Raw genomic sequence first — 24,952 nt, 5'->3', positions numbered from 1 at the left:
AACAAGGACTGAGAAGCGTGAAAAAACTCTTTGTTAAAATTGCAGCCGCCGGCGTGCTTATGCTGGCGCCCGCCATAGCGCAGGCTGCCGAAGGCTACTCGACGGCGAACGTCAACATGCGTGCCGGTCCGAGCACCCGATATCCTGCCGTTGCCGTCATACCGGCCGGTTCCTCCGTCGAGATCCGCGGATGCCTTTCCGACGTCAACTGGTGCGATGTCGAGTTCTACGGCGGCCGCGGCTGGGTTTCCGGCCAGTACGTGCAGGCCCTCTATCAGCAGCGCCGCGTTTATGTCGGTCCGCAATATTACCGCCCGCTCGGCATTCCGATGATTCGCTTCAGCGTCGACAATTATTGGGACCGCTACTACCGCAACCGCGATTTCTATCGCGAACGTGACCGCTGGAGCCGCGGCCCGGACTATTACTACCGCGACCGCGACAATCGGGATCGCGACCGCGATCGGGATAACCGGGATCGCGACCGGAACTGGCGTGAGCGGGATCGCGACCGAGATGGGCGCGACCGAGATCGTGACTGGCGCGACGACAATCAACGGGGCGATCGGCAACGGGGCGATCGGCAACGGGGCGATCTGCAAAGAGGTGACCGGCAAGGGGACGACCGCAGGGGCGATGACCGCAGGCCGGACCGCAGGGATTTTGATTGCCGCCCCGGCGATCCCTCCTGCGACGAATGAGAAAGGGGACGGCAGCGCCGTCCTCTTCCGAGGTTTGCAAGGGCAAACACCCAAGAAAAAGCCCGGCGCTCCCTTGGGGGATGCACCGGGCCTGATGTCGATCGGCACGCGTTGAGGGGGAGACGGCCGATCATTCGCGGGACGTGAGGGGTTGTCCCGCTTCTTCATAAACAATCGCGAAGCCTATTGGTTCCGCCTTCTGCATAATTCCTTGAATCGGAATCGACTTAAGGAAAGAATTGTCCAGTAATTCAAAGTGTTACAGCGTCCTTTACGCCTCTCGAAAAGGCGCATGGCTTGGTAATGGCGTCGTATCGCACGTGATTCACGTGACGCACCTCAGGCTTTTGTTTTCATGACGCATGCCGCTTCGCCGGCGAGCGCCAGACAGGAGCCGCAGGGGAAGCATCGATTCTCGTATGCGGTCACCGACAATTTGATGTGAGGCCATCGCGATGCTCTTGTTTTGCGGGATTGTTTATTGCATTTTTGTGAAGTTGCGGATCAATCTTGATCCGTTCGAGGCTGGACCCTGATGACGCAAGACTACCTGGCTTTCTTCGGGCTTTTCGCCCCTCGGGCGGCCGCCACAGATGTTACCGTTTGGCATAAACACAACCCACTCCTGCCTGTGCGCCTCACCGATGGGGCGAACCTCAACCCTTCCGGCCAGATCTGGCGCCGCTTTCATCTGGGCGAGTGGGAATATAAGCAGGACCCGGAAACGCTCGACGATTACGAAGCCCGGCAGTTCTGAAGGCCAATGCTGTCGCCCGGCGCGATCTGCTTTGCTTTCCATTATTAACACCCCGTTAAATCGCCGCATTTACAGTTCAGTCGGGTGATCACGGTGCCCGCTGCAGCGTGCTTTGTGTGTCTAAAAGACGCGCCGCGCTGGAGAAGGGCGCCGTTATGCGAAGCTGACTTCGCGATCGAACATGGGGTGTGACCGGTCCGCGATGGCAGGCAGAGGCAGATCAGGCGACAGAATAGAACCCTCCTTCAGCGGCCGCCCGGCACGCGACGATGACGAATTCTCGCTCGATGCCGACGATCGCATCGCCGGAGGCCGATCTCCGCGCCGCGGCGGCTCGAAACCCCCGCCGCAGCGCCCCGCCTCCCGGCGACGGCGCGAGCCGCGGGAGCGTGAAGGCGGCGGGTTGTTCGGCTACATGCGCCGCATGATCTACTGGTGCGTCGTGCTTTTCATCTGGGCCGGCATCGGCGTTGCCGGGCTCGTGGTCTATTATGGCTCGCGCATGCCGAGCGCCAGCACATGGGCGATCCCGGAACGGCCGCCGAACGTCAAGATCACCGCTGTCGACGGCAGCGTCATCGCCAATCGCGGCGCCACCGGCGGCGAGGCGCTGTCGCTCGAAAACATGTCGCCCTATATTCCGGAAGCCGTCATCGCCATCGAGGATCGGCGTTTCTATTCGCATTTCGGCGTTGACCCGCTCGGCCTCGGCCGGGCGATCGTGACCAACCTCACCGCTGGCCACATGGTCCAGGGTGGCTCGACGCTGACCCAGCAGCTTGCCAAGAACCTCTTCCTCTCGCCTGAAAGAACGCTGGAACGCAAGGTGCAGGAGGTGCTGCTCTCGCTGTGGCTGGAGCAGAAATACACCAAGGACCAGATCCTGGCGATGTATCTCAACCGGGTATTCTTTGGATCGAACGCTTACGGCGTCGAGGCGGCCTCGCGCCGCTACTTCAACAAATCGGCGCGTGACGTAAACCTCGGCGAAGCCGCGGTGCTCGCCGGCCTGCTCAAGGCGCCGTCGCGGCTTTCGCCGGCCCGCGATGCGGAAGCTGCGAATGCACGCGCCCAGCTTGTACTCGCGGCGATGCGCGAACAGGGTTTCATTACCGATTCCGAGGTCAAGACGGCGATGTCGCAGACCCCGGCTTCGGCCAAGAGTTACTGGTCGGGCGCCGGGCACTATGTCGCCGACATGGTGATGGACGCGCTGCCGGGTCTGATCGGCGACGTCAAGGAAGACGTCATCGTCGATACGACCATCGACAAGTCGCTGGAAAAGAAGGCCGAGCAATCGCTGGTCGACGTGCTCGACAAGGAGGGCGGCAAGCTCGACGCCTCGCAGGCGGCCCTGGTCTCGATCGACGGCACCGGCGCGATCCGGGCGCTGGTCGGCGGCCGGGACTATGCGACGAGCCAGTTCAACCGCGCCGTCAAGGCCAAACGCCAGCCGGGTTCCTCGTTCAAGCCCTTCGTCTATGCAGCAGCACTCGAGAAGGGGCTGACGCCCTATTCGGTGTTCAACGACGCGCCGATCCGGATCGGCGACTGGACGCCCGAAAATTACGAGAAAAAATACAATGGCGAAGTGACGCTGGCGACCGCGCTTGCCAAGTCGCTGAATACGGTGGCCGCCCAGCTGGTGATGTATGACGGGCCGGATCAGGTGATCAAGCTTGCCCACCGGCTCGGCATCGAAAGCGAGCTGCAGCCGAACGCCTCGATCGCGCTCGGCACGTCCGAGGTGTCGCTGATGGAACTCACCGCCTCCTATGCCGCCTTCATGAACGGCGGCTACAAGGCGACGCCGCACGTCATTCGCCGGGTGACGACGGCCGAGGGCAAGGTTCTCTACGAAAATACCTATGACAGCCCACCGCGCGTGCTGTCCGAGCAGATCGTCGCCCAGATGGATGCGATGATGATGGGCGTCATCGACAACGGCACCGGCAAGAGCGCCAAGATCCCCGGCTGGCAGGCGGCGGGAAAGACCGGCACGACCCAGAATTCGCGCGACGCGCTCTTCGTCGGCTTCACCAGCAATCTCACCACTGGGGTCTGGTTCGGCAATGACGACGGCAAGCCGATGAAGAAGGTGACCGGCGGCGGCTTGCCGGCCAAGGCCTGGAAGGAATTCATGATCGCCGCCCACAAGGGTCTTTCGCCGGCACCGCTCTTCGGCAACGGCCAGTTGATCGCCGATCCGAACAATGGTCAGCCGATGGCGCAGGCACCGGCCGATGGGCAGCTGGGCAGCGAACAACCGATGACGGCCGAGGCGCCGCCATCGACGATCGGCGGCATTATTTCCGGCGTCTTCGGCGGCGACGACAATGCAAACCGCTATCCGCAGGCGCCGGTCCGGCAGCAGACGACAACATCCGGAAACGGCCCGATTCCTCCTGCCGACGTTGCCGAAGGCGGCGGGTCCGGTTATGGAAACGTCATCCCGCCCGGCAATGTCGGAGGGCCGCAAACTACCTCTTCCGTCCAGCCGCGGCGCACGACGCTGCTCGATCTGATCATGGGCCAGTGAGATCTTTGCTGCATGCCCGGCGCACGCCCGATGCTCTAAAGCGCGCCATGATCTTGCGGATTCGCGCCTTGCGCTTGAGGTCCTTGTTTTACGCATGTCGTTGTCGCAAAAACGGTACACGGTTTTGCGCGACATGCTTCAGACATCGGCCGGTTTCCGGACATAGGGCGACCTCTTTCACGGCTACTGTCAAAATTGAATGCAACACATTCGTTTTGCTGGATTCCGGGCCATTTCTCGCCTTGCAGTCCAGAAAACCGCTCCTTATATACGCCGCATCACCGCAATCACGATTGCGTAATCTTAAGTAGACCCATCCCGTAAGGGGCTGTCAGGGAAATGCCTTCTCGGGGTTCCCACAGCTTGCTTCAAGGAGAGAATGACATGGCAAAAGTAATTGGTATCGACCTCGGAACGACGAATTCCTGCGTCGCAGTCATGGACGGCAAGGACGCGAAGGTCATCGAGAACGCGGAAGGTGCGCGTACGACCCCTTCCATGGTGGCATTTTCCGATGATGGCGAACGCCTCGTCGGCCAGCCGGCCAAGCGCCAGGCAGTCACCAACCCGACGAATACGCTCTTTGCAGTCAAGCGCCTGATCGGCCGCCGCTACGAAGATCCGACCGTCGAGAAGGACAAGCACCTCGTTCCCTTCACCATCGTCAAGGGCGACAATGGCGACGCCTGGGTCGAAGCCAATGGCAAGGGCTACTCGCCCGCACAGATTTCCGCGATGATCCTTCAGAAGATGAAGGAAACTGCCGAATCCTATCTCGGCGAGAAGGTCGAGAAGGCCGTCATCACCGTTCCCGCCTACTTCAACGACGCGCAGCGCCAGGCCACCAAGGATGCCGGCCGCATCGCCGGTCTTGAAGTCCTGCGCATCATCAACGAGCCGACCGCTGCAGCGCTGGCCTACGGTCTCGACAAGAAAGAAGGCAAGACGATTGCCGTCTACGACCTTGGCGGCGGCACCTTCGATATTTCGATCCTCGAGATCGGTGATGGCGTCTTCGAAGTGAAGTCCACCAACGGCGATACCTTCCTCGGCGGTGAAGACTTCGACATGCGTCTCGTCGAATATCTCGTTGCCGAGTTCAAGAGGGACAACGGCATCGACCTGAAGAACGACAAGCTTGCCCTGCAGCGCCTCAAGGAAGCTGCGGAAAAGGCAAAGATCGAGCTTTCGTCCTCGCAGCAGACCGAAATCAACCTGCCGTTCATCACGGCCGACGCCTCCGGCCCGAAGCATCTGACGCTGAAGCTGACCCGCGCCAAGCTCGAAAGCCTGGTCGACGATCTCGTCCAGCGGACGATCGCGCCGTGCAAGGCAGCGCTCAAGGATGCCGGCGTCACTGCCGCCGAAATCGACGAAGTGGTTCTCGTCGGCGGCATGAGCCGCATGCCGAAGGTACAGGAAGTCGTCAAGCAGCTGTTCGGCAAGGAGCCGCACAAGGGTGTCAACCCGGATGAAGTGGTGGCCCTTGGCGCCGCCATCCAGGCCGGCGTTCTGCAGGGCGACGTCAAGGACGTCCTGCTCCTCGACGTGACGCCGCTGTCGCTCGGCATCGAGACGCTCGGCGGTGTCTTCACCCGTCTGATCGAACGCAACACGACGATCCCGACGAAGAAGAGCCAGACGTTTTCGACCGCCGAAGACAACCAGCAGGCCGTCACCATCCGCGTTTCGCAGGGCGAGCGTGAAATGGCTGCCGACAACAAGCTGCTCGGCCAGTTCGACCTCGTCGGTCTGCCGCCGTCGCCGCGCGGCATGCCGCAGATCGAAGTCACCTTCGACATCGACGCCAACGGCATCGTGCAGGTTTCGGCCAAGGACAAGGGCACCGGCAAGGAACAGCAGATCCGCATCCAGGCGTCCGGCGGTCTTTCCGACGCCGACATCGAGAAGATGGTAAAGGATGCCGAAGCCCATGCCACCGAGGACAAGAAGCGCCGCGAGGCCGTCGAAGCCCGGAACCAGGCTGAAAGCCTGATCCATTCCACGGAAAAGTCGCTGAAGGATTATGGCGACAAGGTTTCCGAGGCCGACCGCACCGCGATCTCGGATGCGATCGCCGCACTGAAGACGGCGTCGGAAGCATCCGAGCCCGATGCCGACGACATCAAGGCCAAGACCCAGACGCTGATGGAAGTGTCGATGAAGCTCGGCCAGGCGATCTATGAAGCACAGCAGGCCGAAGGCGGCGCTGCCGGCGATGCCTCCGCGGAAAGCGGCGACAATGTCGTTGATGCCGACTACGAGGAAATCAAGGACGACGACCGCAAGAAGTCCGCGTAATCCGCGACGGCGTGGTTATGCTTCAACATCTGATCCGGCTGCTCACCATGGCAGCCGGAAATCCATTTCCGGGGTTTAATCCTTAATGGCAAAAGCGGACTTTTACGAAACTCTGGGTGTAGCCAAGTCGGCGGACGAGAAAGAGCTGAAGAGCGCCTTTCGCAAACTGGCGATGAAATACCATCCGGACAAGAACCCGGATGACAAGGACGCCGAGCGGAAGTTCAAGGAAATCAACGAAGCCTATGAGATGCTCAAGGACCCGCAGAAGCGGGCGGCCTATGATCGCTATGGTCATGCGGCCTTCGAGCATGGCGGCATGGGCGGCGGTGGCGGCGGATTTGCCGGCGGCGGTTTCTCCGACATTTTCGAGGATATCTTCGGCGAGATGATGGGTGGAGGGCGCGCGCGCCAGCGCTCGTCGGGCGGCCGCGAACGCGGCGCCGATCTTCGCTACAACATGGAAATAACGCTGGAAGAGTCTTTCTCCGGCAAGACGGCGCAAATCCGCGTTCCGACGTCGATCACCTGCGACGTCTGTTCGGGTTCAGGCGCCAAACCCGGCACGCAGCCGAAGAACTGCGGCACCTGCCAGGGAACGGGGCGCGTGCGCGCGGCACAGGGCTTCTTCTCGATCGAACGGACCTGCCCGACCTGCCACGGCCGCGGCCAGATCATTCCCGATCCGTGCCCGAAGTGCCACGGCCAGGGCCGGGTGACGGAAGAGCGTTCGCTCTCGGTCAATATTCCCGCCGGCATCGAGGACGGCACCCGCATCCGGCTGCAGGGCGAAGGCGAGGCCGGCGCCCGCGGCGGACCGGCAGGCGACCTCTATATCTTCCTGTCCGTCAAACCGCATGAATTCTACCAGCGCGACGGAGCCGATCTCTATTGCGCCGTTCCGATCTCGATGACGACGGCGGCACTCGGCGGCACCTTCGACGTGGCGACGCTCGACGGCACCAAGTCCCGCGTCACCGTGCCCGAGGGCACCCAGGTCGGCAAACAGTTCCGTCTCAAGGGCAAGGGCATGCCAGTGCTGCGTTCGGTGCAGACGGGCGACCTCTACATCCAGATCCAGATCGAGACGCCGCAAAAGCTCACCAAGCGCCAGCGCGAACTGCTTCAGGAATTCGAGCAGCTTTCCTCCAAGGAGAACAATCCCGAATCGACGGGCTTCTTTGCCCGCATGAAGGAATTCTTCGAAGGCTGAGCCGCGATCGACATGCCCAATACGAAAGCCGGGGACGGAAACGTCTCCGGTTTTTTTGTTCCCGGAATCTCGATTTGCGACATTCGCCGTCCATGCCGGCGAATCTGTCCCGGATCGATACGGCGGCGGGCGGGACGATGACTTGCGTTAACGCAGCCAGATGATGCCGCTTGCAAGTTTTCCAAATGAATTCAGTCTCTGCCGTCAGTGCATGACCCTGGGAGCCGGAATCGATTTCGGGGTCATGCACCAAATCAAAGTGATAGAGCGTCCTTAGCGCTAGCGGGAACAAACAAACCAAGGGTATCAGCCATGGCGCCAGCCTTTTCCTCTCAGTCCGAAGATGTCGACGTTCTCGCCGGCGCCATCTACACATGGTGCGCCGAGCGCAACATCAAGCTTCGCAGCCAGCAAGGCCTTTCCATTGCCAGCATCGCGATCGACCTCTATCATGCCGGCCACCAGACGCAGGACGATCTGCTGATGGCGCTGCACGAATGCGAGATTCACTGAAGCGCGCGGCATCAAACCTCAATCAGGCGGTCTGCTTCCGGTCTTTGTTCTGATGCAGGTCATCCTCCCAATATTGCTGCACACCCGCAGGTGTCCGGAAGCCATCCAGACCTTGAATAGGTCGTGCTTTCCGTGGGAACCGTGATCCCTGCTGCGGTGGAATCATGCGGTGGTTTCGGCCGCTTCCCCCGTCATGAGGGTGACGATGGTCTTGACCGCTTCCTTGCCTGCCGGTGAGTTCAGCTTGTCGTAGCTCAGCGCAAGCGCATAGGCGTCGGGGCTGAGTTCGACACGGCTGCCGAATGGCGACATGCCGGCACCCTCGAAGAGAGCGGAGATCTCGACGTCGAGAAAAACCGCGATCTGATGCAGCTTGCTGGCGGAAACGCGGTTCGCCCCCTTCTCGTATTTCTGGATTTGCTGGAAAGTCAGTCCGAGTGCTTCGCCAAGCTCGAGCTGGGAAACACGGCGAAGGGCGCGAAACTGTCTGACGTTGCGACCAACGATAATATCAACCGGATCTGGCACTTCATCACTCTCTTATACATAAACGGTCCGTTTACCATATCGTTTGCATCGGATAACTCAACCCTGCAGTTGCAAAATTCAACCAACTTTTTTTGGGCTTTACGTTACGTCAGTAGCGTTAGAGGATGACGGCAAACCTTGAATATCCGGCGCTGGAAGACATTGGCAATGAGTGTCGACGGGATCGGTTTGGCGATGTCAGGCCATCTCCGATGGTTGTATTTTTAACCGAATTTCCAAAGCGCCGTGACCGGTGTCGGACACAAGGACTTCGGTCACGGGATCATCTGGAATATATGTTCTGCGTTGCGGCACCGGCGGTACGCGATCCGCGGCCAAATGGCTGCCAGCCTTGCCATCAGCGCCGCTTCGGCTTAGCTGTCACGCTTTACGATTCCGGACATTCTATGCCGCACAAGGTTTCTCTTTCCCGTCTGAAACTGACAGACTTCCGCAACTATGTGGCGGCGGCCCTTACCCTTGATGGTCGGCATGCCGTGCTGACGGGAGACAACGGCGCCGGCAAGACCAATCTCATGGAGGCCGTCTCGTTGCTTTCGCCCGGCCGCGGTCTGCGCCGCGCGGCTTATGGCGACATTACCCGCGTCGGCGCGGCCGGCGGCTTTTCAATCTTCGCCGCGCTCGACGGCATGGAGGGCGACGTCGAGATCGGCACCGGCATCGAAACGGGCGAGGAGACCACCGCCCGCAAGCTGCGCATCAATGGCACGACGGCAAAGACTGCCGACGAACTGACCGACCATCTGCGCCTTCTCTGGCTGACACCGGCGATGGACGGGCTCTTTACCGGCGCCTCTTCCGACCGGCGCCGCTTTCTCGACCGGCTGGTGCTGTCGCTCGATCCCGCCCATGGCCGCCGCGCCAGCGATTTCGAGCGCGCCATGCGCAGCCGCAACAAATTGCTGGACGAGGGCCGCTTCGACCCTTCCTGGCTTGCCGGCATCGAGGAGCAGATGGCAAGCCTCGGCATCGCCATGGCGCTCGCCCGGCAGGAGATGCTCGGCCTGCTGACCCGGCTGATCGAGGAAACCCGCGAAACGTCGCCGTTCCCTTCGGCATCGCTGCAGCTCTCGGGCTTCATGGACGGTCAGTTCTCGCGCCCCTCGGTCGACCTCGAGGACGACTACGCGGCGATGCTGGCGGAGAGCCGCTACCGCGATGCCGGCGCAGGGCGCACGCTCGAGGGCCCGCACCGGGCCGATCTCATTGTGCATCACCGCGAAAAGGCGATGGAGGCGGAGCGTTGCTCCACCGGCGAGCAGAAAGCGCTGCTTGTCGGCCTTGTGCTTGCGCATGCCCGGCTCGTCGGCAATCTCACCGGCCATGCGCCGATCCTGTTGCTCGACGAGATCGCAGCCCATCTCGACGAGGGTCGCCGAGCCGCGTTATTCGACCTTATCGACGGGCTCGGCGGCCAGGCCTTCATGACCGGAACGGATCGCGCGATGTTTTCGGCACTCGGCGACAGGGCGCAGTTTTTCACGGTGGCCGACGGAAGGGTGTTCGAATGACCGAGGCGGCTTTTCCCAGCGTCGGGCGTCATGATAACATCGGCGCCATGGAACCGCTCAGCCCGGAAGAAATCGCGCGCTATCACCGCCACATCCTGCTGCCCGAGATCGGCGGCGCCGGCCAGCAGAAACTGAAAGCCGCCCGCGTGCTGGTGATCGGCGCCGGTGGCCTCGGTGCGCCGGTCCTGCAATATCTCGCCGCCGCCGGCGTCGGCACGCTTGGGATCGTCGACGACGACCGGGTGTCGCTGTCGAACCTGCAGCGCCAGGTGATCCATGATTCCGGCACGATCGGCGAATTGAAGACGGAGAGTGCCGCCTTCGCCATCACCAGGCTCAATCCGCATGTCCGACTGATCCGCTTCGAGGAACGCTTCTCCCCGGAGGCCGCCCGCCGTCAACTCTCGGGCTTCGATCTGCTGATCGATGGCTCCGACAATTTCGACACCCGTTATGCCGCAGCCGATGCGGCTGACGAAGCGCGCATTCCGCTCGTCACCGGCGCCGTCGGGCGATTCGACGGCTCGTTGACGGTTCTCAAGCCCTATGAAACCGCTGAGGACGGAACGCCCAACCCCAGATATCGTGACCTGTTTCCGGAAGCGCCGCCGGCCGGATTGATTCCTGCATGCGCCGAGGCCGGCATCATCGGCGCGCTGACCGGCGTCATCGGCACGATGATGGCGATGGAGGCGATAAAACTCGTCACCGGCACCGGCGAACCGCTGGTCGGACGGTTGCTGCTCTACGACGCACTCTCGGCCCGCTTCGATACCATCCGCTACAAACGACGCCGTACAACACAGAGACAGGCGGGATGAGGATTGTTCCGCTTGATCAGACTTTCACGCGCTGGGATGAACTGCTGGCGCTGATCCTTTCCGCCTTCGCCGCCATGAATGGCAGGATCGACCCGCCATCTTCGGCGCTCAAGCTGACGACGGCATCACTGGCCGAAAAGGCCGGGACCGAGATCGGCCATGTCGCCATCGACGGCGAAAAGCTGGTCGGTTGCCTCTTCCTGCGGCCGGAGGCCGATTGTCTCTATGTCGGCAAGCTCGCCGTGCTGCCTGAGGTGCAGGGCAAGGGCCTCGGCAAACGGCTGCTGACAATTGCCGAGGAGACCGCTGCGGCGCTCGGCCTTGCCGCCTTGCGGCTGGAAACGCGCATCGAACTCACCGACAACCACGCCGTCTTCGCCGCCTGCGGATTTTCCAGAACCGCCGAAAAGGCCCATCCCGGCTTTGCCAGGACGACGTTCATCGAGATGCGCAAGGTCCTTGCGTCTTGATGCGCGTCGCCTGAATCCAGCTCGACGCGCCCTTCAACGACCCGGCAGTACCCGATTCGGAGGTCTATGGCCGTCGATGAAGGTGCGGATATTGATGATGACCTTGTCGCCCATGTCGATGCGGCCTTCGATCGTCGCCGAACTCATATGCGGCAGCAGCACGACCTTGCCCTCATTGGCGAGTTTGATGAGCCTCGGGTTGACGGCAGGCTCGTTTTCGAAGACGTCGAGGCCGGCGCCGGCAATCCGTCCTTCCCTCAGGCATTTGATCAGCGCAGCTTCATCGACCACGTCGCCGCGCGCGGTGTTGACGAGATAGGCCGTCGGCTGCAGCAACGCCAGACGACGAGCCGAGATCAGGTGGAAGGTCGCCGGCGTCGACGGACAATTGACCGAAACGATGTCGACGCGGGCAAGCATCTGGTCGAGGCTTTCCCAATAGGTCGCCTCCAGCTCGTCCTCGACGGCCGGATTGACGCGCTTGCGGTTGTGATAGTGGATCGAGAGGCCGAAAGCCTTGGCGCGGCGGGCCACGGCCGTGCCGATGCGGCCCATGCCGACGATGCCGATTCGCTTGCCGTGAATGCGCCGGCCGAGCATCCAGGTCGGAGACCAGCCTGCCCATTCGCCCGGCTTGTCGGTCAGCACGCGCGCACCTTCGCCGAGCCTTCTCGGAACAGCGAGAATCAGCGCCATGGTCATATCGGCAGTGTCCTCGGTCAGGACGTTCGGCGTATTGGTGACAGTGATGCCCTTGCGCGCCGCCGCCTCGACGTCGATGTGATCGGTGCCGTTGGAGAAGCTCGCAATCAGCTTCATCTGCGGTCCCGCCTGCTCGATCAGCGTCGCGTCGATGCGATCGGTGACAGTCGGCACCAGCACATCGGCGGTCTTGACCGCAGCGACAAGCTCAGGAACGGAGCGCGGCGCGTCGTCGATGTTCAGCTCAGCGTCGAAGAGTTCGCGCATGCGGGTTTCGACGGCATCCGGCAGCTTGCGGGTGATGTAGACCTTCGGTTTTTTCTTCGCTGTCATGGCTGCCTGTGGTGCCTTGTTCAGAGGTCTTTAACCAAGAGGGGTGATAATTTTCCCATTCCGGGCATTTTCTACCAGACCCGCACGCGAAGACAAACAAAACTCGTGGTGCAGCCGGGGAATGTCAGAGCCCGGAGCGCGAGCAGGCCGGGCCCGCCCGCGAATTCGAGCAAACGGAAACTTCCATGCGCAGCAAAGTCCTGAAGTCCTGCCTCGCCCTTGCCATCGCTCTGGCTGCATCCATGGGAAGCGTCGAGTTCGCCCATGCGCAGGCGGCCAAGGGGCCAAGCGGACTGCCATTGCCGCGTTTCGTCACGCTGAAATCCAAGCGCGTCAACCTGCGCATCGGTCCGGGAACGGATTACGCCGTGTCGTGGATGTACCTGAAATCCGGCCTGCCGGTAGAGATCATCCAGGAATACGACAATTGGCGCCGTATCCGCGATGCCGACGGCACCGAAGGCTGGGTCAACCAGTCGCTGCTGTCAGGTCAGCGCGCGGCGATCGCCGCCCCGTGGATGAAGACCAAGGGCAAGGGCATCTATGTCAATCTGCGCCGCGAGGCGCAGCCCTCCGCCTCGATCGTCGCCAAGCTCGAACCCGGCGTGATGCTGAGTATCGGCGAATGCAACGGCGACTGGTGCCGCGCCGAATCCGACGGCGCCTCGGGCTGGGTGGCGCAGTCGGAGATCTGGGGCGCCTATCCCGGCGAAGCCTTCAAATAAGCCCTGCCCGTTTGGCGGCCTCGGAAAGCGAGGTCATCGGGCGCGGGCCGATCTGCTGGATGACGATGCCGGCAGCCAGGCAACCGAGCTTGCCGCAATCCTCGAGAGACCGTCCCTGCGTGTAACCATAGAGGAAGCCGGAGGCGAAGAGATCGCCGGCACCGGTCGTATCGACTACTTCCCTGATCCTGATCGCATCGACGTAAAAACGCTCGCGGCCCTTCAGGATGACGGCGCCATTCTCGCTCATCGTTACGGCGGCGATCTTGCAATCGGCGGCGATCCTGTTCAGCGCCTCCTCGAAATCGTCGGTCTCGTAGAGCGACAGCGCTTCCTGGCGATTGGCGAAGACGATATCGACCTTGCCGGAGCGCATCAGATCGAGGAATTCGCCGCGATAGCGGTCGACGCAGAAGCTGTCGGACAGCGTCATCGACATTTCGCGACCGTTTTCATGGGCGATGCGCGCACAATCGAGGATCGCTTCCTTGGCGCGCGGCGGATCCCAGAGATAACCTTCGAAATAGGTAACCTTGGCGTCGGCCACGACGTCGGTCTCGACGTCTTCCGGGCCGAGCTCGACGCAAGCGCCGAGATAGGTGTTCATCGAACGCTCGCCGTCCTCGGTGACGAAGATCATCGAACGCGCCGTCGGCGGGAAGGTGCCCTTCGGCCGGGTCTGGTAATGGACGCCCTGGGCGCGGATGTCATGCGCGAAGATGTCACCGAGCTGATCTTGGGCGACATTGCCGAAATAGGCAGCTTTGCCGCCGAGGCTCGCCACGCCCGCCGCCGTGTTGCCGGCGCTGCCGCCGGAAGCTTCGAGCGCCGGTCCCATGCGCGAATACAAGAGTTCGGCGCGTTCGGCATCGATGAGGTTCATCGCCGCCTTGGTGATCTGGTTGTCAATGAGGAACTGGTCGTCGCAACGGGCAATGATATCCACGATTGCGTTGCCGACTGTCAGAACATCGAATCTTGTCATGAAATGGGGGGTCCCGGAGTTTGTGATAGCCGGGGTTTGGTCTTAGCGAAATTTCTGCGGTTTGGAAGGATAAATGGTGGATGGCCTGTCTATTTCTTCGCAAAAGTGCCGCCTATTCGTCATGTCCCTGTCATTTTCAATATCTAGAAATACCCGCAAGAAGACCGGCATGAGCAGCTTTCAGTTGCAGCCGGGCTTACGAGGGATGATCCCTTCGATCTTACCGGCGCGATGCTGACCACGGATGAACTGGCAGCTTCGTGATCCGGATATCCGGCACGGCCGGAGCGGAAAAGCGGGCTGTGCCCGCTTTTTTTGTTTTGCCGATGCGCCTGATTTGACGGCGATTGCCTTTTCAATCCAAGTCGTTTGCTGCTAGACGTCGAATACCCCCCGCGCAGAGCAGCCTCCCCTATGTCAGCCATCATTTTCGACGTCCTTCCCGTCTTCATACTGATTCTCATCGGCTGGGTAATCGTTCGCAGCGGATTGATGGCGTCGAATGTCGGCGAAGCGCTCAGCGAATTCGTCTTCAAGATCGCCGTGCCGCTTCTGCTCTTCCGGACCATCGCCGAGGCGGATTTTCATGGCGCCTCGCCCTTCCGGCTCTGGATCGTCTATTTTTCGGGCGTTGCCATCACCTGGACGGCCGGCCATATCGCCGCCACACGCCTCTTCGGCCGTGACGAACGGATCGGCGTGCTGGCCGGCGTTTCCTCTGCCTTCGCCAACAATATCTTCATCGGCCTGCCGCTCGTCGAGCGGACCGTCGGCGACGAAGGGCTGGTGGCGCTGTCGATCCTGCTTGCCGTACATCTGCCCGTGATGATGGTCGCCGGCACGGTGCTGATGGAGCATGCCGAGCGCAAGATCGCCGGTAAAAGCGATCGCAGCATGGTGCTCGTGCTTCGCCAGATCGCAGTCAACCTCGTGCGCAACCCGCTGGTGATAGGCCTTGCGGCCGGCATGGCCATGCACCTTTCCGGTCTCACCATGCCGACGACGCTGGCAACGGTCGTCGGGCAGATCGCCGGCATTGCCGGCCCGGCGGCGCTGATATCGCTCGGCATGGCGCTGGAGAGATACGGCGTCTCCGGCAATCTCGGCATCGCCAGCGTCACCTCGAGCCTGAAGCTGCTGTTGCTGCCCGGCTGCGTGTGGGCGGCGAGCCGACTCCTCGGCCTCAGCCCCGAATGGACGGCGGCGATCGTACTGACCTCCTCCGTCCCGACAGGCGTCAACGCCTGGCTGATCGCCAATCGCTTCGGCGTCGGTCACAGCCTCGCCGCCTCGACCATCACCGTGACGACGGCGCTCGGCGCCATCACGGTCTCGCTCTGGGCCTATTTCCTCGGCGCCTGAGCTGATATCCGCACAAAGAAAAGCCCGGCTTGCGGGCCGGGCTTCGATGTCATGCGATTGTCTGCCGCGTCACTGCGTCGCAGCGTTCGGATCCGGCAGCGGCACCGGCGAATCGGCGAGCGTATGGAGGTAGAGGATGACGTTGGCGCGCTCCTGATCCTTCGCCAGACCGGCGAAGCCCATCGCGGTGCCCGGAACGTCCTTTTTCGGCGCCAGCAGAAACTTGTTGAGATATTCGAAGGTCCACTTCTCGCTGCCACCCTTGGAGAAATCCTTCATGGGAGCGGAATAGGCGAAGCCTGCATGCGAGGCGACCGGGCGATCTACGACACCAAAGAGGTTGGGACCGACCTTGTTCGGCCCCCCTTTGGTGGCGTCATGACAGGCCTGACACTTCTTGAAGACCGTCTCGCCGGCCTTGGCATCTGCAGAAGCGAGCAATTGCGCAATTGGAACGGCAACGGCAGGCGCAGCCTCGCCGCCAGCAGCGGGCGCCTCTTCGGCAACGATCGCGAAACCTTCCTTTTCCGGTGCTTCGGAATGGAAGATTCCTTCGGACGCGATAGAGACCGACATCAGAACGAAAATCGTTCCGAGCAGCGCCCCCACGGCCGTATTGACGTATGAATTCATCTGCAATGCTCCCCTTGCAGCCGGCAGATCATAAACCGGACCATCTTGAAATCGCGCGGAACCTATGTCTTTTGGCTGTTCGTTGCAACTGTCTAAATGGTCTTGCGCATGAGACTTTTTGACACTTTTCAGCCCGGAATAGAAGGCCCGAACAATGAGTGATTCAAATTTAGACGGCGTGCTTGTATTGATCCCGGCACGCATGGCCTCCACCCGGCTTCCGGGCAAGCCGCTGGCCGATATTTGCGGTCTGCCGATGATCGTGCAGGTGGCGATGCGCGCCAGGGAGGCAGCCATCGGCCGCGTCGTCGTCGCCGTCGACGACACAAGAGTGTTCGATGCCGTGGCGGCTGCCGGCTTCGAAGTCGTCATGACCCGCGTAGACCATCAATCGGGTTCCGATCGGATCTTTGAGGCGCTGACGAAAGTCGATCCGGACGGAAAGGCGAAAATCATCGTCAACATCCAGGGCGATCTGCCGACGATTGATCCGGAAACAGTGCGCGCGGCTTTGCGCCCGCTCGAGAACGAGGCGGTCGATATCGGCACGCTGACGACCGAAATCGACAATGAGGAAGACAAGACCGCGCCGCACATCGTCAAGATCGTCGGCTCTCCGATTTCCGGCAACCGTCTGCACGCGCTCTACTTCACGCGTGCAACCGCCCCTTACGGCCAGGGGCCGCTCTACCACCATATCGGCCTTTATGCCTATCGGCGCGCGGCGCTCGAACGGTTCGTCTCGCTCGGCCCCTCGACGCTCGAAAAGCGCGAATCGTTGGAGCAACTGCGGGCGCTGGAAGCCGGCATGCGCATCGACGCCGAGATCGTTGACACGGTTCCGCTCGGTGTCGATACTCCCGCCGACCTCGAAAAAGCGCGGCGCATCCTCTCCGCAAAGTCGAACTGACGGAAACATCATGAACATCAAGACCAACAGGATCGCCTTCCAGGGCGAATTCGGCGCCAATTCCGACATGGCGAGCCGCGACATGTTTCCGACCATGGAGCCGCTGCCCTGCCAGACCTTCGAGGATGCGTTCACGGCGGTCGACAACGGCGATGCCGATATCGGGATGATCCCGATCGAGAACACGATCGCCGGGCGGGTCGCTGATATCCACCATCTGCTACCGGAGTCGCGGCTGCACATCATCGGCGAATATTTCATGCCGATCCGCTTCCAGCTGATGGTGCTGCCCGGTGTCACCAAGGACGAGATCCGCACCGTGCACAGCCATATCCACGCGCTCGGCCAGTGCCGCAAGATCGTTCGCGCCAACGGCTGGAAGCCGGTGATCGCCGGCGATACGGCAGGGGCGGCGAAACTCGTGCAGGAAACCGGCGACCGCTCGATGGCCGCCCTGGCGCCACGCCTTGCCGCCGATCTCTACGGGCTCGAGATCATCGCCGAAAACGTCGAGGATACGGAAAACAACGTCACCCGTTTCGTCGTCCTGTCTCGCGACGAGGAATGGGCGCAGCGGAATTCGGCGGAAGAAAAGGTCGTCACCACCTTCGTCTTCAACGTCCGCAACATTCCGGCCGCGCTATACAAGGCGCTCGGCGGTTTTGCCACCAACAATATCAACATGACCAAGCTGGAAAGCTACCAGCTCGGCGGAAAATTCGTGGCGACCCAGTTTTACGCCGATATCGAAGGCCATCCGAACGATCCGAATGTGCGCCGGGCGTTGGAGGAACTGCGGTTCTTTTCCGAGAAAGTCCGCATCCTCGGCGTCTACAAGGGGCATGCAATGCGAGGCCTACTTTAGAACAGGATGAAGTCATCCTGTTCTAAATTAAATAGTTAGAGCATGATGTTGCCCGAAAACCGCTGACACTTTTCGGCATCATGCTCCAAGCCAAGCCCCGCAAGTCGCCTGAATTATTTATCCGGCTCACAGACACGCAGCCGATGCCCGTCCGGATCGAGCACGACGAAGGTCGGGCCGAAATCCAGTTCGGTCAGTTCCTGGGCGATCGGCAGGCCGCGCTGGCGCCAGTCTTCATAATGCCTGGCGACGGCATTTTCTCCTTCGACCATGAAGGCCACTTCGCCGCGGTTGCCGATGGCGGAGGGCTGCGGCTCGACCTTGCTGCGCCGCCAGAGGCCGAGCGTGAAGCCGCCCTCAAGCGGAAAAGCGACGAAATTCGGCGCTTCCACGGCCGGTTCGCGGTTCAGCAGATTCCGGTAGAAGCTGGCGCTTTCACCTGGGTCCTTGACGTAAAGAATGATGAGGTTGGGGCTGGTCATTTCGGTTCTCCCGTTATTTAAGAATGGCGCCGCGAGAGATCTCGCCTGCTGACAAATTGTGGCAGCATGCTACCGGGACGTTGCGATCGCAACGCCCCCGTTCTCGTCTGGCAGAATGTTGATAAGGATGGGCGGCCTAAAGCGGTCGCGCATGTGCTTTAGAGCGGAAAACGGTCCTCGCAGTGCGGGTCGCGTCCGTCGATGAAGCCGAGGTCGCGCTTCAGGTAATCCGGTGTCGCTTCAAGGTCGAGGCCGGTGCGGTCTCCTCTGCGAAATCGGAAAATGTTCATGACCAGGTGCAGCAGGCCGGACGGCGCTGACTGGCGGACATCGGCAAAAGTCTCGGCCGAAATGACATCGGCAAAGGACTCGGCCGCAAAACGGTCGTTCGCGAAATGAATGGCTGGAGGCGTTACCATGATCAGTACTCCTTCCTGGTGGATTGAGACTGATAATAACCCTGGCTGCTGACAGTTTATGGCAGCAGCGTTCAGTTCTCCATCGGTACGTCTTGCGTCTCGCGCCATTCCTTGAGGAGCACCGTGCGGCGGCGCGGATAACGCACCTCGTGCAAGGCCATGTCGATGATGCGATCGGTGCGGAAATGGCGGAAATCCTGGCGCAGTTCGCACCAGGCCATGAGGACGCGCACGTGCTCGTAATAGCCGAGCCCGAAAGGCCAGACGCGGCGGCGCGAAATACGGCCCTGCTCGTCGCCGTAATGCAGTTCGAGGATACGCTCCAGGCGGATCGCCCTGCGGATGGCCGAAACGTCAGCCTTGTCCTCGTCCCTGCGTTTGGGACCGACGAAAAGTGCTGCCGAATCGATCATCTCGCGCATATCGGCCGGCAGCACGGCGGCAATCTTGGCCAAGGCGTCGGCACCGGCACCGGCAAGGCGCGGCTCGGCGGCGCGGGCCACCCAGCGCGAACCGAGCACCAGTGCCTCCAGCTCTTCTTCGGAAAACATCATCGGGGGCAGCATGAAGCCGGGCTTCAGCACATAACCGATGCCGGCTTCGCCTTCGATCATCGCGCCCTGGGCCTGCAGGCTGGCAATATCGCGATAGAGCGTGCGCAGGCTCACCCCGGTCTCTTGTGCCAGCACCGTGCCGGTCACCGGCCGCCGGTAACGCCGGAGCGTCTGGAGCAGCGTCAGCAGCCGTTCCGAGCGGGCGACCGGCATGGCGCTACCGCTTCCACTCCACCCAGTCACGCATCAGGCGGTGGGCGATCGCCCCTTTCGGTGGCGAGGCCCTGCCTGTCGCGCTCGGGCGTTCCAGCATCTCGATCGTTTCCTCGCGGGTGAACCAGCGGCAATCCTCCAGCTCTGTCTCGTCGCGGCTGATTTCGGTGGATTTCGCCTCGGCGTAACAGCCGATCATCAGTGAATGCGGCATCGGCCAGGGCTGCGAGGCGTGGTAGCGGATGCGGCCGGTGCGGATGCCCGATTCTTCCAGCGTTTCGCGGCGCACGGCGTTCTCGATCGTCTCGCCGGGTTCGAGGAAGCCGGCAAGACAGGAATACATGCCGGGCGCGAAATGCGGACTGCGGCCGAGCAGGCAGAGGTCGCGCTGCTCATCAACCGTCAGCATGATGACGACGGGGTCAGTGCGGGGGAAGATCATGTGCTCGCACGCGGCGCAGACACGCTTGTAGCCGCCGATGTGGATCTCCATCGCCGAGCCGCAGCGGCCGCAGAAGCGGTTGTCGCCATTCCAGCGGATGAGGCTTGCGGCCTGGGCGAATTCGCCGAGCAACACCTCGTCGATCAGCATTTCGCGAAACAGCGTGCGGCCGTCGGCAGGCTTGTAGTGGCTGGTGAGGTCGTCGACGTCGATGCCGACGGGAACGGCAAGGCGCGGCTCGCCGCTCTTGCGGTAGCCGAGAAGTATGGTCTCGTCCCAGTTCGGCTGCAATCCCTGCAGCTCATAGCGGGCAAAGAGTGGATCGAGCACCTGGCCGTCATGCTTCAGCACCAGCTTATCTCCCGCGAAGGCGAAGATATGGGTGCCTTCTTTGGCCAGCGCCTTTTCGACGGATTGCTCGTCGCGATGTTCAGAATCGCGGTTGAGGTCGTTGGCGGCAAAGGCCGTGAGATTGCTGGGTTCCGGATGCGGCACATCCGAATCGAAAAGCGAATGACTCATGATGACAGGGCTTCCCGCAGCTTCGCTATAAATTCTTCTCTCTTTCCGTCCTCGTAGGGCTCCGCGCGCCCGAAGCCCCAGACGGGACCCGGCCAGTTGGCATCGCCTTCGAAGCGGGCGATGACATGAACATGAAGCTGGCGGACGATGTTGCCAAGAGCCCCGATATTGATTTTTGTCGCGCCGGTGATCTTCTTCAGCGCCTTGGCGACCAGTTCCGTCTCGAAGGCAAGCAGCACCTGGTCGAGCGGTGTCAGCTCGAAGATTTCGGTGATATCAGCCCGGCGCGGCACGAGAATGAGCCAGGGCCAGCGGGCGTCCTTCGACAATCTCAGATCGCAGAGGCCGGTGACCATGATGCTGACGCTGTCGTTTTCCAGCCGGGGCTCGAGCGCGAAACCTTTCAAAGGGCATTCCTCCTGTCTTTTCCTACGACTAGCAGTTTTTTCGCATGTTGGCTTGCTTTTGATGACGATATTGCCGATATGTGCATCCGGGAGGTTGGTGGTGGACGAGCCACTCGCCAACCGGGTCAGGTCCGGAAGGAAGCAGCCCTAACGAGCCCGGCACGGGTCATCGTGCCAGCCTCCCACCTTCTCTCCACGAAGTGCCCGACAGTCCGGGCGACAAGCAGGGCGATGAGCGACACCGAGCGACAATCAAAAGATGCCGGCTCGACGGGCACCGGATACCGAGTGCTGGCTCGCAAATACCGCCCCAAGGATTTCACGGACCTGATGGTCGGCCAGGAGCCGATGGTCCGCACCCTCACCAACGCCTTCGAGACCGGTCGCATCGCCCAAGCCTACATGCTGACCGGCGTGCGCGGCGTCGGCAAGACGACGACGGCGCGCATCCTGGCGCGGGCGCTGAACTACAAGACATCGGAGATCGACAAGCCGACGATCGACCTTCGCACGCCGGGCGAGCACTGCCAGGCAATCATGGAAGGCCGGCATGTCGACGTGATCGAGATGGATGCCGCTTCCCATACCGGTATCGACGATATCCGCGAGATCATCGAGCAGGTGCGCTACCGGCCGGTTTCGGCGCGCTACAAGGTCTACATCATCGACGAAGTGCATATGCTGTCGACGCAGGCCTTCAACGGCCTGTTGAAGACGCTGGAAGAGCCGCCGGAGCATGTGAAGTTCATCTTCGCCACCACCGAGATCCGCAAGGTGCCGATCACCGTGCTGTCGCGCTGCCAGCGTTTCGACCTGCGCCGCATCAGCGCCTCCGATCTCGTCGGGCTGTTCACGACGATCGCGGCCAAGGAAGGCATCGAGGCGGAAGCCGACGCGCTGGCGATGATCGCGCGTGCTGCCGAAGGCTCGGCGCGCGACGGCCTGTCGCTGCTCGACCAGGCGATCGCTCATGGCGCAGGCGTCGTGCAGGCGGAAGCCGTGCGCGGCATGCTCGGCCTTGCCGATCGCGCCCGGATCGTCGATCTCTTCCAGCATATCGTCAAAGGCGATGTGGCCTTAGCCCTCGGCGAGTTCCAGAACCAATACGAAGCCGGCGCCAATCCGGTGGTGGTGCTGACCGACCTTGCCGATTTCACCCATCTGGTGACGCGGCTGAAATATGTACCGGATGCGGCAAACGATCCTTCGCTCAGCGAGGTCGAGCGCACCAAAGCGGCGGAATTTGCCAAGGGCGTTGCGGTGACGACGCTGTCGCGGATCTGGCAGATGCTGCTCAAGGGCATTCCGGAAACGGAAGGCTCGTCACGGACGGCAGGGGCCGCCGAGATGGTGCTGATCCGGCTTGCACATGCCGCGCATCTGCCGGCGCCCGAGGACGCGGCGCGGCGGCTTGCCGAATTTTCCGGCGACAATGCCGGGACACGGCCCTCCTCTCCGCCGTCCGGCAATGGCGGCGGCAACGGGACACGGGTTTCCTATCAGAACAGTGTCGTGGCGCGCGCCGCGGAAACCGCACCGAGCCCGCCACAGCCTTCCGCGCCGGTGGCGATGCTGCGAGCCGTGCCGAGCAGCCAGCCCGAGACCATGGCTGTCGGGCGGATCCAGCCGAAACCGGCGGAAGCATTAAAGCCGCTCGTCCCGGTCAATTCGGTCAACGATATCGTCAACCTAGCCACCGAGAAACGCGATCCGAAGCTGAAGGCGATGGTGCGCACCTTCCTGCGCCCGGTCCGGATTGAAGCCGGCCGGCTCGACGTCAGCCTGGCTCCCGGTGCGCCGACGACGCTGCTCAACGAGCTGGCCGTCAAGCTTAAGGAATGGACCGGCATCCACTGGATCGTCAGCCTCAGCCGCGACGAGGGTCAGCCGACGCTTGTCGAAGCGGAGGCCAGGACGCGGGAACAGCATGTGATCGACGCGCGTCAGGACCCTGACGTGGCGGCAATCCTTGCGCATTTTCCCGGTGCCAAAATCATCGACGTGCGCGTGCGGGCGCCCGAACCGGAGGAGGAAGGCGAGGCGACGCCGCCGGCCGCCGCCGAATCCGAGGAAGGTGACATCCTGCCGGGCGACGACATAGAATTCTGAGGTTTCAAGAAGGAGCGAGACGATGCGCGACATCATGGGCATGATGGGCAAAGTCAAGGAAATGCAGGCCAAGATGGAGCAGATGCAGGCGGAGATCGCCGAGCTCACGGCCGAAGGCAAAGCGGGCGGCGGTCTCGTCGCCGTGGTCATCACGGGCAAGGGCGAGCTGAAGAGCCTGAAGATCGACCCGTCGCTGTTCAAGGAAGACGATGTCGAGATCCTCGAAGACCTGATCGTCGCCGCCCACAAGGACGCCAAGGACAAGGCCGAGGCACTCGCCGCCGAAAAGACCAAAGCGCTGACGGCCGGCCTGCCGATCCCACCGGGCTTCAAGCTTCCATTCTGAGGCGGCCCTCATATCAAGGTGTCAAGTGATCTAAAGCGCGTCGCGATCTTTCGGATTCGCTCGTCGCGCTTTAGCTTTTTGTTTTTACGCATGCCGTTGTCGCAAAACATGGGGTAATCGCGGCGCGATCACCCCAGGTCATATTTATAAGATGATGGCAGGGGTGGTTGCCCCCGATAAGATGGAAAAACGGGCTCACGATTGGAACCGGGCCCAAACATCGAACGGAGAGCAACCATGGACCAATATATCGGGCTTGATGTTTCATTGAAAGAGACTGCGATCTCAATCCGACAGGACGGTAAGCGGATCTGGCGGGGGAAGTGCGCTTCGGACCCCAAACTTGTAGCCGAGATGATCCGCAAGCATGCCCCGCACGCCAAGCGCGTTGTTTTCGAGACGGGGCCGTTATCGACATGGTTCTATCATGGGCTGATCAAGGAAGGCGTGCCGGCGATCTGCATCGAAGCACGGCACGCACAAAAGATCTTAAACGAGACGCTCAACAAGACCGATAGCAATGATGCGGACGGCTTGGCTCACCTGGCCGAAGCCGGTTTTTATAAGGCCGTCCGGGTCAAGGCTTTCGACAGCATGCTGACACGCACGCTGGTGGCGGCCCGCAATCAGCTCCTGAATATCTCAACCCAGCTTAGCAACCAGATCCGCGGTGTGATGAAGACGTTCGGTCTTATCGTCCCCAAGGGAACAGGTCGGGTGTTTGATGGCAATGTGAGGCAACTCCTGGATGGGAATGACGGCCTTGCGAAGATCATATTGCCGCTGCTCGAGGCGTGGCACGGCATACGCATGCGCGCCGCCAATCTTGACCGCCAGCTGGTCGCAGCAGCACGGGAGAGCCAGGCGACGAAGCGGTTGATGACGATCCCGGGCATCGGCGCCGTCACGGCCATCTCCTATGTCGCTGCGATTGAAGATCCAGACAACTTCAAAACGTCGCGATCGGTGGGCGCCTGGCTCGGGCTGACAACGCGGCGCTACCAGTCAGGCGAGGTCGACTATGACGGCCATATCTCTCGAAGAGGCGACCCCTATCTGCGGGCGCTGCTTTATGAAGCGGCGACGGTGATCCTCACGAGAACCGGTGCCAGGAACGAGAGCAGTCTCAAAAGCTGGGGGCTTAAGCTGCGTGAGCGGCTGGGCTTCAAGCGCGCTGCAGTGGCGGTCGCCCGAAAGCTTGCGGTCATCATGCACAGCATGCTCAAGACAGGAGACGTCTTCGACAGATCGGCCGGTGCTGCTGCATAAGCGAAGTGTCGGCCTTCTTCCCTCAGCGCGTCAAACCTGATGTGAGGCACTGAGCGTCCCAGCTGCGGGCGTGGGTCGGATCATTCCGCTGTAGCGGCTGCAGCTCATTGAGACTGCGCGCAAAACATAGGAAGGTCCTGCCTGCGAAGACCCATTATGCGGCGACCAGGTGTCGACCGCGCAGACAACCCTGCTCCCGGCGCTGGACAGCTTTGAAGACAACATCGCCCAACAAATCGAATACGGCGCGTTGCGCGTTCTCAAAACGGAGCCAATGCCAATGCCAAAATAACCTTGAC

Annotated in this window: 25 protein-coding genes and 1 other RNA gene; 17 read left to right on the top strand and 9 right to left on the bottom strand. The window is 61.6% G+C overall.

Annotation, left to right across the window (positions count from 1 at the left end; translation table 11 throughout):
• The first annotated feature begins 17 nt into the window (after positions 1-17).
• From BA011_RS20460 to BA011_RS20435, 6 genes are all read left to right on the top strand, one after another.
• Positions 18-701 carry an SH3 domain-containing protein gene (locus BA011_RS20460; RefSeq protein WP_065281777.1) on the top strand — a complete coding sequence of 228 codons (684 nt, stop codon included), beginning with the start codon at positions 18-20 and terminating at the stop codon, positions 699-701.
• A 535-nt stretch (positions 702-1,236) separates the two neighbouring features.
• Positions 1,237-1,458, top strand: a complete 222-nt coding sequence (locus tag BA011_RS20455) for a hypothetical protein (protein WP_017962757.1) — start codon at positions 1,237-1,239, stop codon at positions 1,456-1,458.
• Positions 1,459-1,660: 202 nt separating this feature from the next.
• Positions 1,661-3,997 (top strand): transglycosylase domain-containing protein, encoded by a 2,337-nt coding sequence (locus BA011_RS20450; RefSeq protein WP_065281776.1) that lies wholly within the window; start codon positions 1,661-1,663, stop codon positions 3,995-3,997.
• 384 nt (positions 3,998-4,381) lie between these two features.
• Complete coding sequence (gene dnaK, locus BA011_RS20445) at positions 4,382-6,298, top strand: molecular chaperone DnaK (protein WP_017962755.1); 1,917 nt, start codon at positions 4,382-4,384, stop codon at positions 6,296-6,298.
• Positions 6,299-6,383: 85 nt separating this feature from the next.
• On the top strand, positions 6,384-7,511 hold the full coding sequence (gene dnaJ, locus BA011_RS20440) for a molecular chaperone DnaJ (protein ID WP_011649969.1): 1,128 nt from the start codon (positions 6,384-6,386) through the stop codon (positions 7,509-7,511).
• 312 nt (positions 7,512-7,823) lie between these two features.
• The gene (locus tag BA011_RS20435; RefSeq protein ID WP_003544370.1) at positions 7,824-8,024 is read left to right on the top strand and encodes a hypothetical protein; all 201 of its coding nucleotides are present in this window, start codon (positions 7,824-7,826) and stop codon (positions 8,022-8,024) included.
• Between the two features lie 162 nt (positions 8,025-8,186).
• Here the strand turns inward: BA011_RS20435 and BA011_RS20430 are convergent, their stop codons facing one another.
• Complete coding sequence (locus BA011_RS20430; protein WP_017962753.1) at positions 8,187-8,552, bottom strand: helix-turn-helix domain-containing protein; 366 nt, start codon at positions 8,550-8,552, stop codon at positions 8,187-8,189.
• A 407-nt stretch (positions 8,553-8,959) separates the two neighbouring features.
• On the opposite strand from BA011_RS20430, the gene recF reads away from it, so the two are divergent.
• Genes recF through BA011_RS20415 form a run of 3 tightly spaced genes read left to right on the top strand, consistent with a single transcriptional unit; the run spans position 8,960 to position 11,375 of the window.
• Positions 8,960-10,084, top strand: a complete 1,125-nt coding sequence (gene recF, locus BA011_RS20425) for a DNA replication/repair protein RecF (RefSeq protein WP_065282610.1) — start codon at positions 8,960-8,962, stop codon at positions 10,082-10,084.
• Positions 10,081-10,905: a molybdopterin-synthase adenylyltransferase MoeB gene (locus BA011_RS20420; RefSeq protein WP_065281775.1), complete on the top strand. Its 825-nt coding sequence runs from the start codon at positions 10,081-10,083 to the stop codon at positions 10,903-10,905. Before recF ends, BA011_RS20420 begins: the two co-directional genes overlap by 4 nt.
• Positions 10,902-11,375, top strand: a complete 474-nt coding sequence (locus BA011_RS20415) for a GNAT family N-acetyltransferase (protein WP_027669112.1) — start codon at positions 10,902-10,904, stop codon at positions 11,373-11,375. The genes BA011_RS20420 and BA011_RS20415 overlap by 4 nt, the downstream gene beginning before the upstream one ends.
• A 33-nt stretch (positions 11,376-11,408) precedes the next feature.
• Here the strand turns inward: BA011_RS20415 and BA011_RS20410 are convergent, their stop codons facing one another.
• Positions 11,409-12,410 (bottom strand): 2-hydroxyacid dehydrogenase, encoded by a 1,002-nt coding sequence (locus BA011_RS20410; RefSeq protein WP_065281774.1) that lies wholly within the window; start codon positions 12,408-12,410, stop codon positions 11,409-11,411.
• A 185-nt stretch (positions 12,411-12,595) separates the two neighbouring features.
• On the opposite strand from BA011_RS20410, the gene BA011_RS20405 reads away from it, so the two are divergent.
• Positions 12,596-13,135 carry an SH3 domain-containing protein gene (locus BA011_RS20405; RefSeq protein ID WP_065281773.1) on the top strand — a complete coding sequence of 180 codons (540 nt, stop codon included), beginning with the start codon at positions 12,596-12,598 and terminating at the stop codon, positions 13,133-13,135.
• On the opposite strand, the gene BA011_RS20400 is transcribed toward BA011_RS20405, so the two are convergent.
• Complete coding sequence (locus tag BA011_RS20400; RefSeq protein ID WP_020052350.1) at positions 13,128-14,120, bottom strand: adenosine kinase; 993 nt, start codon at positions 14,118-14,120, stop codon at positions 13,128-13,130. The genes BA011_RS20405 and BA011_RS20400 overlap by 8 nt on opposite strands.
• Before the next feature lie 414 nt (positions 14,121-14,534).
• Here BA011_RS20400 and BA011_RS20395 point away from each other — a divergent pair, with 414 nt between their 5' ends.
• A complete protein-coding gene (locus tag BA011_RS20395; RefSeq protein ID WP_011649961.1) occupies positions 14,535-15,482 on the top strand; it encodes an AEC family transporter in 948 nt (315 codons plus the stop codon).
• A 69-nt stretch (positions 15,483-15,551) separates the two neighbouring features.
• Here BA011_RS20395 and BA011_RS20390 read toward each other — a convergent pair whose 3' ends face one another.
• On the bottom strand, positions 15,552-16,115 hold the full coding sequence (locus tag BA011_RS20390) for a c-type cytochrome (RefSeq protein ID WP_065281772.1): 564 nt from the start codon (positions 16,113-16,115) through the stop codon (positions 15,552-15,554).
• A gap of 154 nt (positions 16,116-16,269) precedes the next feature.
• Between BA011_RS20390 and BA011_RS20385 the strand changes: the two genes are divergently transcribed.
• Both BA011_RS20385 and BA011_RS20380 read left to right on the top strand, forming a co-directional pair.
• Positions 16,270-17,025, top strand: coding sequence for a 3-deoxy-manno-octulosonate cytidylyltransferase (locus tag BA011_RS20385; protein ID WP_065281771.1), 756 nt, complete (start codon positions 16,270-16,272; stop codon positions 17,023-17,025).
• A gap of 10 nt (positions 17,026-17,035) precedes the next feature.
• Positions 17,036-17,890: a prephenate dehydratase gene (locus BA011_RS20380; protein ID WP_003544355.1), complete on the top strand. Its 855-nt coding sequence runs from the start codon at positions 17,036-17,038 to the stop codon at positions 17,888-17,890.
• Between the two features lie 113 nt (positions 17,891-18,003).
• Here the strand turns inward: BA011_RS20380 and BA011_RS20375 are convergent, their stop codons facing one another.
• The 5 genes from BA011_RS20375 to BA011_RS20355 all read right to left on the bottom strand — a co-directional run bounded on the left by BA011_RS20375 (position 18,004) and on the right by BA011_RS20355 (position 20,929).
• Entirely contained in the window at positions 18,004-18,372 is a 369-nt protein-coding gene (locus BA011_RS20375) for a VOC family protein (RefSeq protein ID WP_003555800.1), read from the bottom strand.
• Positions 18,373-18,530: 158 nt separating this feature from the next.
• The gene (locus tag BA011_RS20370; protein WP_003544351.1) at positions 18,531-18,791 is read right to left on the bottom strand and encodes a hypothetical protein; all 261 of its coding nucleotides are present in this window, start codon (positions 18,789-18,791) and stop codon (positions 18,531-18,533) included.
• A 71-nt stretch (positions 18,792-18,862) separates the two neighbouring features.
• Entirely contained in the window at positions 18,863-19,558 is a 696-nt protein-coding gene (locus BA011_RS20365) for a helix-turn-helix transcriptional regulator (protein ID WP_011649958.1), read from the bottom strand.
• A 4-nt stretch (positions 19,559-19,562) separates the two neighbouring features.
• Positions 19,563-20,522 carry an NAD(+) diphosphatase gene (gene nudC, locus BA011_RS20360; RefSeq protein ID WP_065281770.1) on the bottom strand — a complete coding sequence of 320 codons (960 nt, stop codon included), beginning with the start codon at positions 20,520-20,522 and terminating at the stop codon, positions 19,563-19,565.
• Complete coding sequence (locus BA011_RS20355) at positions 20,519-20,929, bottom strand: HIT domain-containing protein (RefSeq protein WP_065281769.1); 411 nt, start codon at positions 20,927-20,929, stop codon at positions 20,519-20,521. Before BA011_RS20355 ends, nudC begins: the two co-directional genes overlap by 4 nt.
• 89 nt (positions 20,930-21,018) lie before the next feature.
• Here BA011_RS20355 and ffs point away from each other — a divergent pair.
• From ffs to BA011_RS20335, 4 genes are all read left to right on the top strand, one after another.
• An RNA gene (gene ffs, locus BA011_RS20350) (signal recognition particle sRNA small type) lies at positions 21,019-21,115 on the top strand.
• A gap of 45 nt (positions 21,116-21,160) precedes the next feature.
• The gene (locus BA011_RS20345; RefSeq protein WP_065281768.1) at positions 21,161-23,038 is read left to right on the top strand and encodes a DNA polymerase III subunit gamma/tau; all 1,878 of its coding nucleotides are present in this window, start codon (positions 21,161-21,163) and stop codon (positions 23,036-23,038) included.
• A gap of 22 nt (positions 23,039-23,060) precedes the next feature.
• Entirely contained in the window at positions 23,061-23,384 is a 324-nt protein-coding gene (locus tag BA011_RS20340) for a YbaB/EbfC family nucleoid-associated protein (RefSeq protein ID WP_003544342.1), read from the top strand.
• A gap of 237 nt (positions 23,385-23,621) precedes the next feature.
• A complete protein-coding gene (locus BA011_RS20335; protein WP_065281767.1) occupies positions 23,622-24,653 on the top strand; it encodes an IS110 family transposase in 1,032 nt (343 codons plus the stop codon).
• Positions 24,654-24,952 lie beyond the last annotated feature (299 nt).

The sequence above is a fragment of the Rhizobium leguminosarum genome (genome assembly GCF_001679785.1).
In the GTDB taxonomy this organism is placed as follows: Bacteria; Pseudomonadota; Alphaproteobacteria; order Rhizobiales; family Rhizobiaceae; genus Rhizobium; species Rhizobium leguminosarum_R.
Note: the sequence above shows the minus strand (reverse complement) of the source record. Positions and strands in the feature narration are given on the sequence as shown.

Coding starts and splice junctions, on each gene's coding strand:
- BA011_RS20410 (WP_065281774.1), bottom strand. CDS start 12,410: ATGACAGCGAAGAAAAAACCGAAGGTCTACATCACCCGCAAGCTGCCG.
- BA011_RS20415 (WP_027669112.1), top strand. CDS start 10,902: ATGAGGATTGTTCCGCTTGATCAGACTTTCACGCGCTGGGATGAACTG.
- dnaK (WP_017962755.1), top strand. CDS start 4,382: ATGGCAAAAGTAATTGGTATCGACCTCGGAACGACGAATTCCTGCGTC.
- BA011_RS20380 (WP_003544355.1), top strand. CDS start 17,036: ATGAACATCAAGACCAACAGGATCGCCTTCCAGGGCGAATTCGGCGCC.
- recF (WP_065282610.1), top strand. CDS start 8,960: ATGCCGCACAAGGTTTCTCTTTCCCGTCTGAAACTGACAGACTTCCGC.
- BA011_RS20405 (WP_065281773.1), top strand. CDS start 12,596: ATGCGCAGCAAAGTCCTGAAGTCCTGCCTCGCCCTTGCCATCGCTCTG.
- nudC (WP_065281770.1), bottom strand. CDS start 20,522: ATGAGTCATTCGCTTTTCGATTCGGATGTGCCGCATCCGGAACCCAGC.
- BA011_RS20340 (WP_003544342.1), top strand. CDS start 23,061: ATGCGCGACATCATGGGCATGATGGGCAAAGTCAAGGAAATGCAGGCC.
- BA011_RS20435 (WP_003544370.1), top strand. CDS start 7,824: ATGGCGCCAGCCTTTTCCTCTCAGTCCGAAGATGTCGACGTTCTCGCC.
- BA011_RS20365 (WP_011649958.1), bottom strand. CDS start 19,558: ATGCCGGTCGCCCGCTCGGAACGGCTGCTGACGCTGCTCCAGACGCTC.
- BA011_RS20335 (WP_065281767.1), top strand. CDS start 23,622: ATGGACCAATATATCGGGCTTGATGTTTCATTGAAAGAGACTGCGATC.
- BA011_RS20395 (WP_011649961.1), top strand. CDS start 14,535: ATGTCAGCCATCATTTTCGACGTCCTTCCCGTCTTCATACTGATTCTC.
- BA011_RS20420 (WP_065281775.1), top strand. CDS start 10,081: ATGACCGAGGCGGCTTTTCCCAGCGTCGGGCGTCATGATAACATCGGC.
- BA011_RS20390 (WP_065281772.1), bottom strand. CDS start 16,115: ATGAATTCATACGTCAATACGGCCGTGGGGGCGCTGCTCGGAACGATT.
- dnaJ (WP_011649969.1), top strand. CDS start 6,384: ATGGCAAAAGCGGACTTTTACGAAACTCTGGGTGTAGCCAAGTCGGCG.
- BA011_RS20455 (WP_017962757.1), top strand. CDS start 1,237: ATGACGCAAGACTACCTGGCTTTCTTCGGGCTTTTCGCCCCTCGGGCG.
- BA011_RS20400 (WP_020052350.1), bottom strand. CDS start 14,120: ATGACAAGATTCGATGTTCTGACAGTCGGCAACGCAATCGTGGATATC.
- BA011_RS20370 (WP_003544351.1), bottom strand. CDS start 18,791: ATGGTAACGCCTCCAGCCATTCATTTCGCGAACGACCGTTTTGCGGCC.
- BA011_RS20375 (WP_003555800.1), bottom strand. CDS start 18,372: ATGACCAGCCCCAACCTCATCATTCTTTACGTCAAGGACCCAGGTGAA.
- BA011_RS20450 (WP_065281776.1), top strand. CDS start 1,661: ATGGCAGGCAGAGGCAGATCAGGCGACAGAATAGAACCCTCCTTCAGC.
- BA011_RS20345 (WP_065281768.1), top strand. CDS start 21,161: ATGAGCGACACCGAGCGACAATCAAAAGATGCCGGCTCGACGGGCACC.
- BA011_RS20385 (WP_065281771.1), top strand. CDS start 16,270: ATGAGTGATTCAAATTTAGACGGCGTGCTTGTATTGATCCCGGCACGC.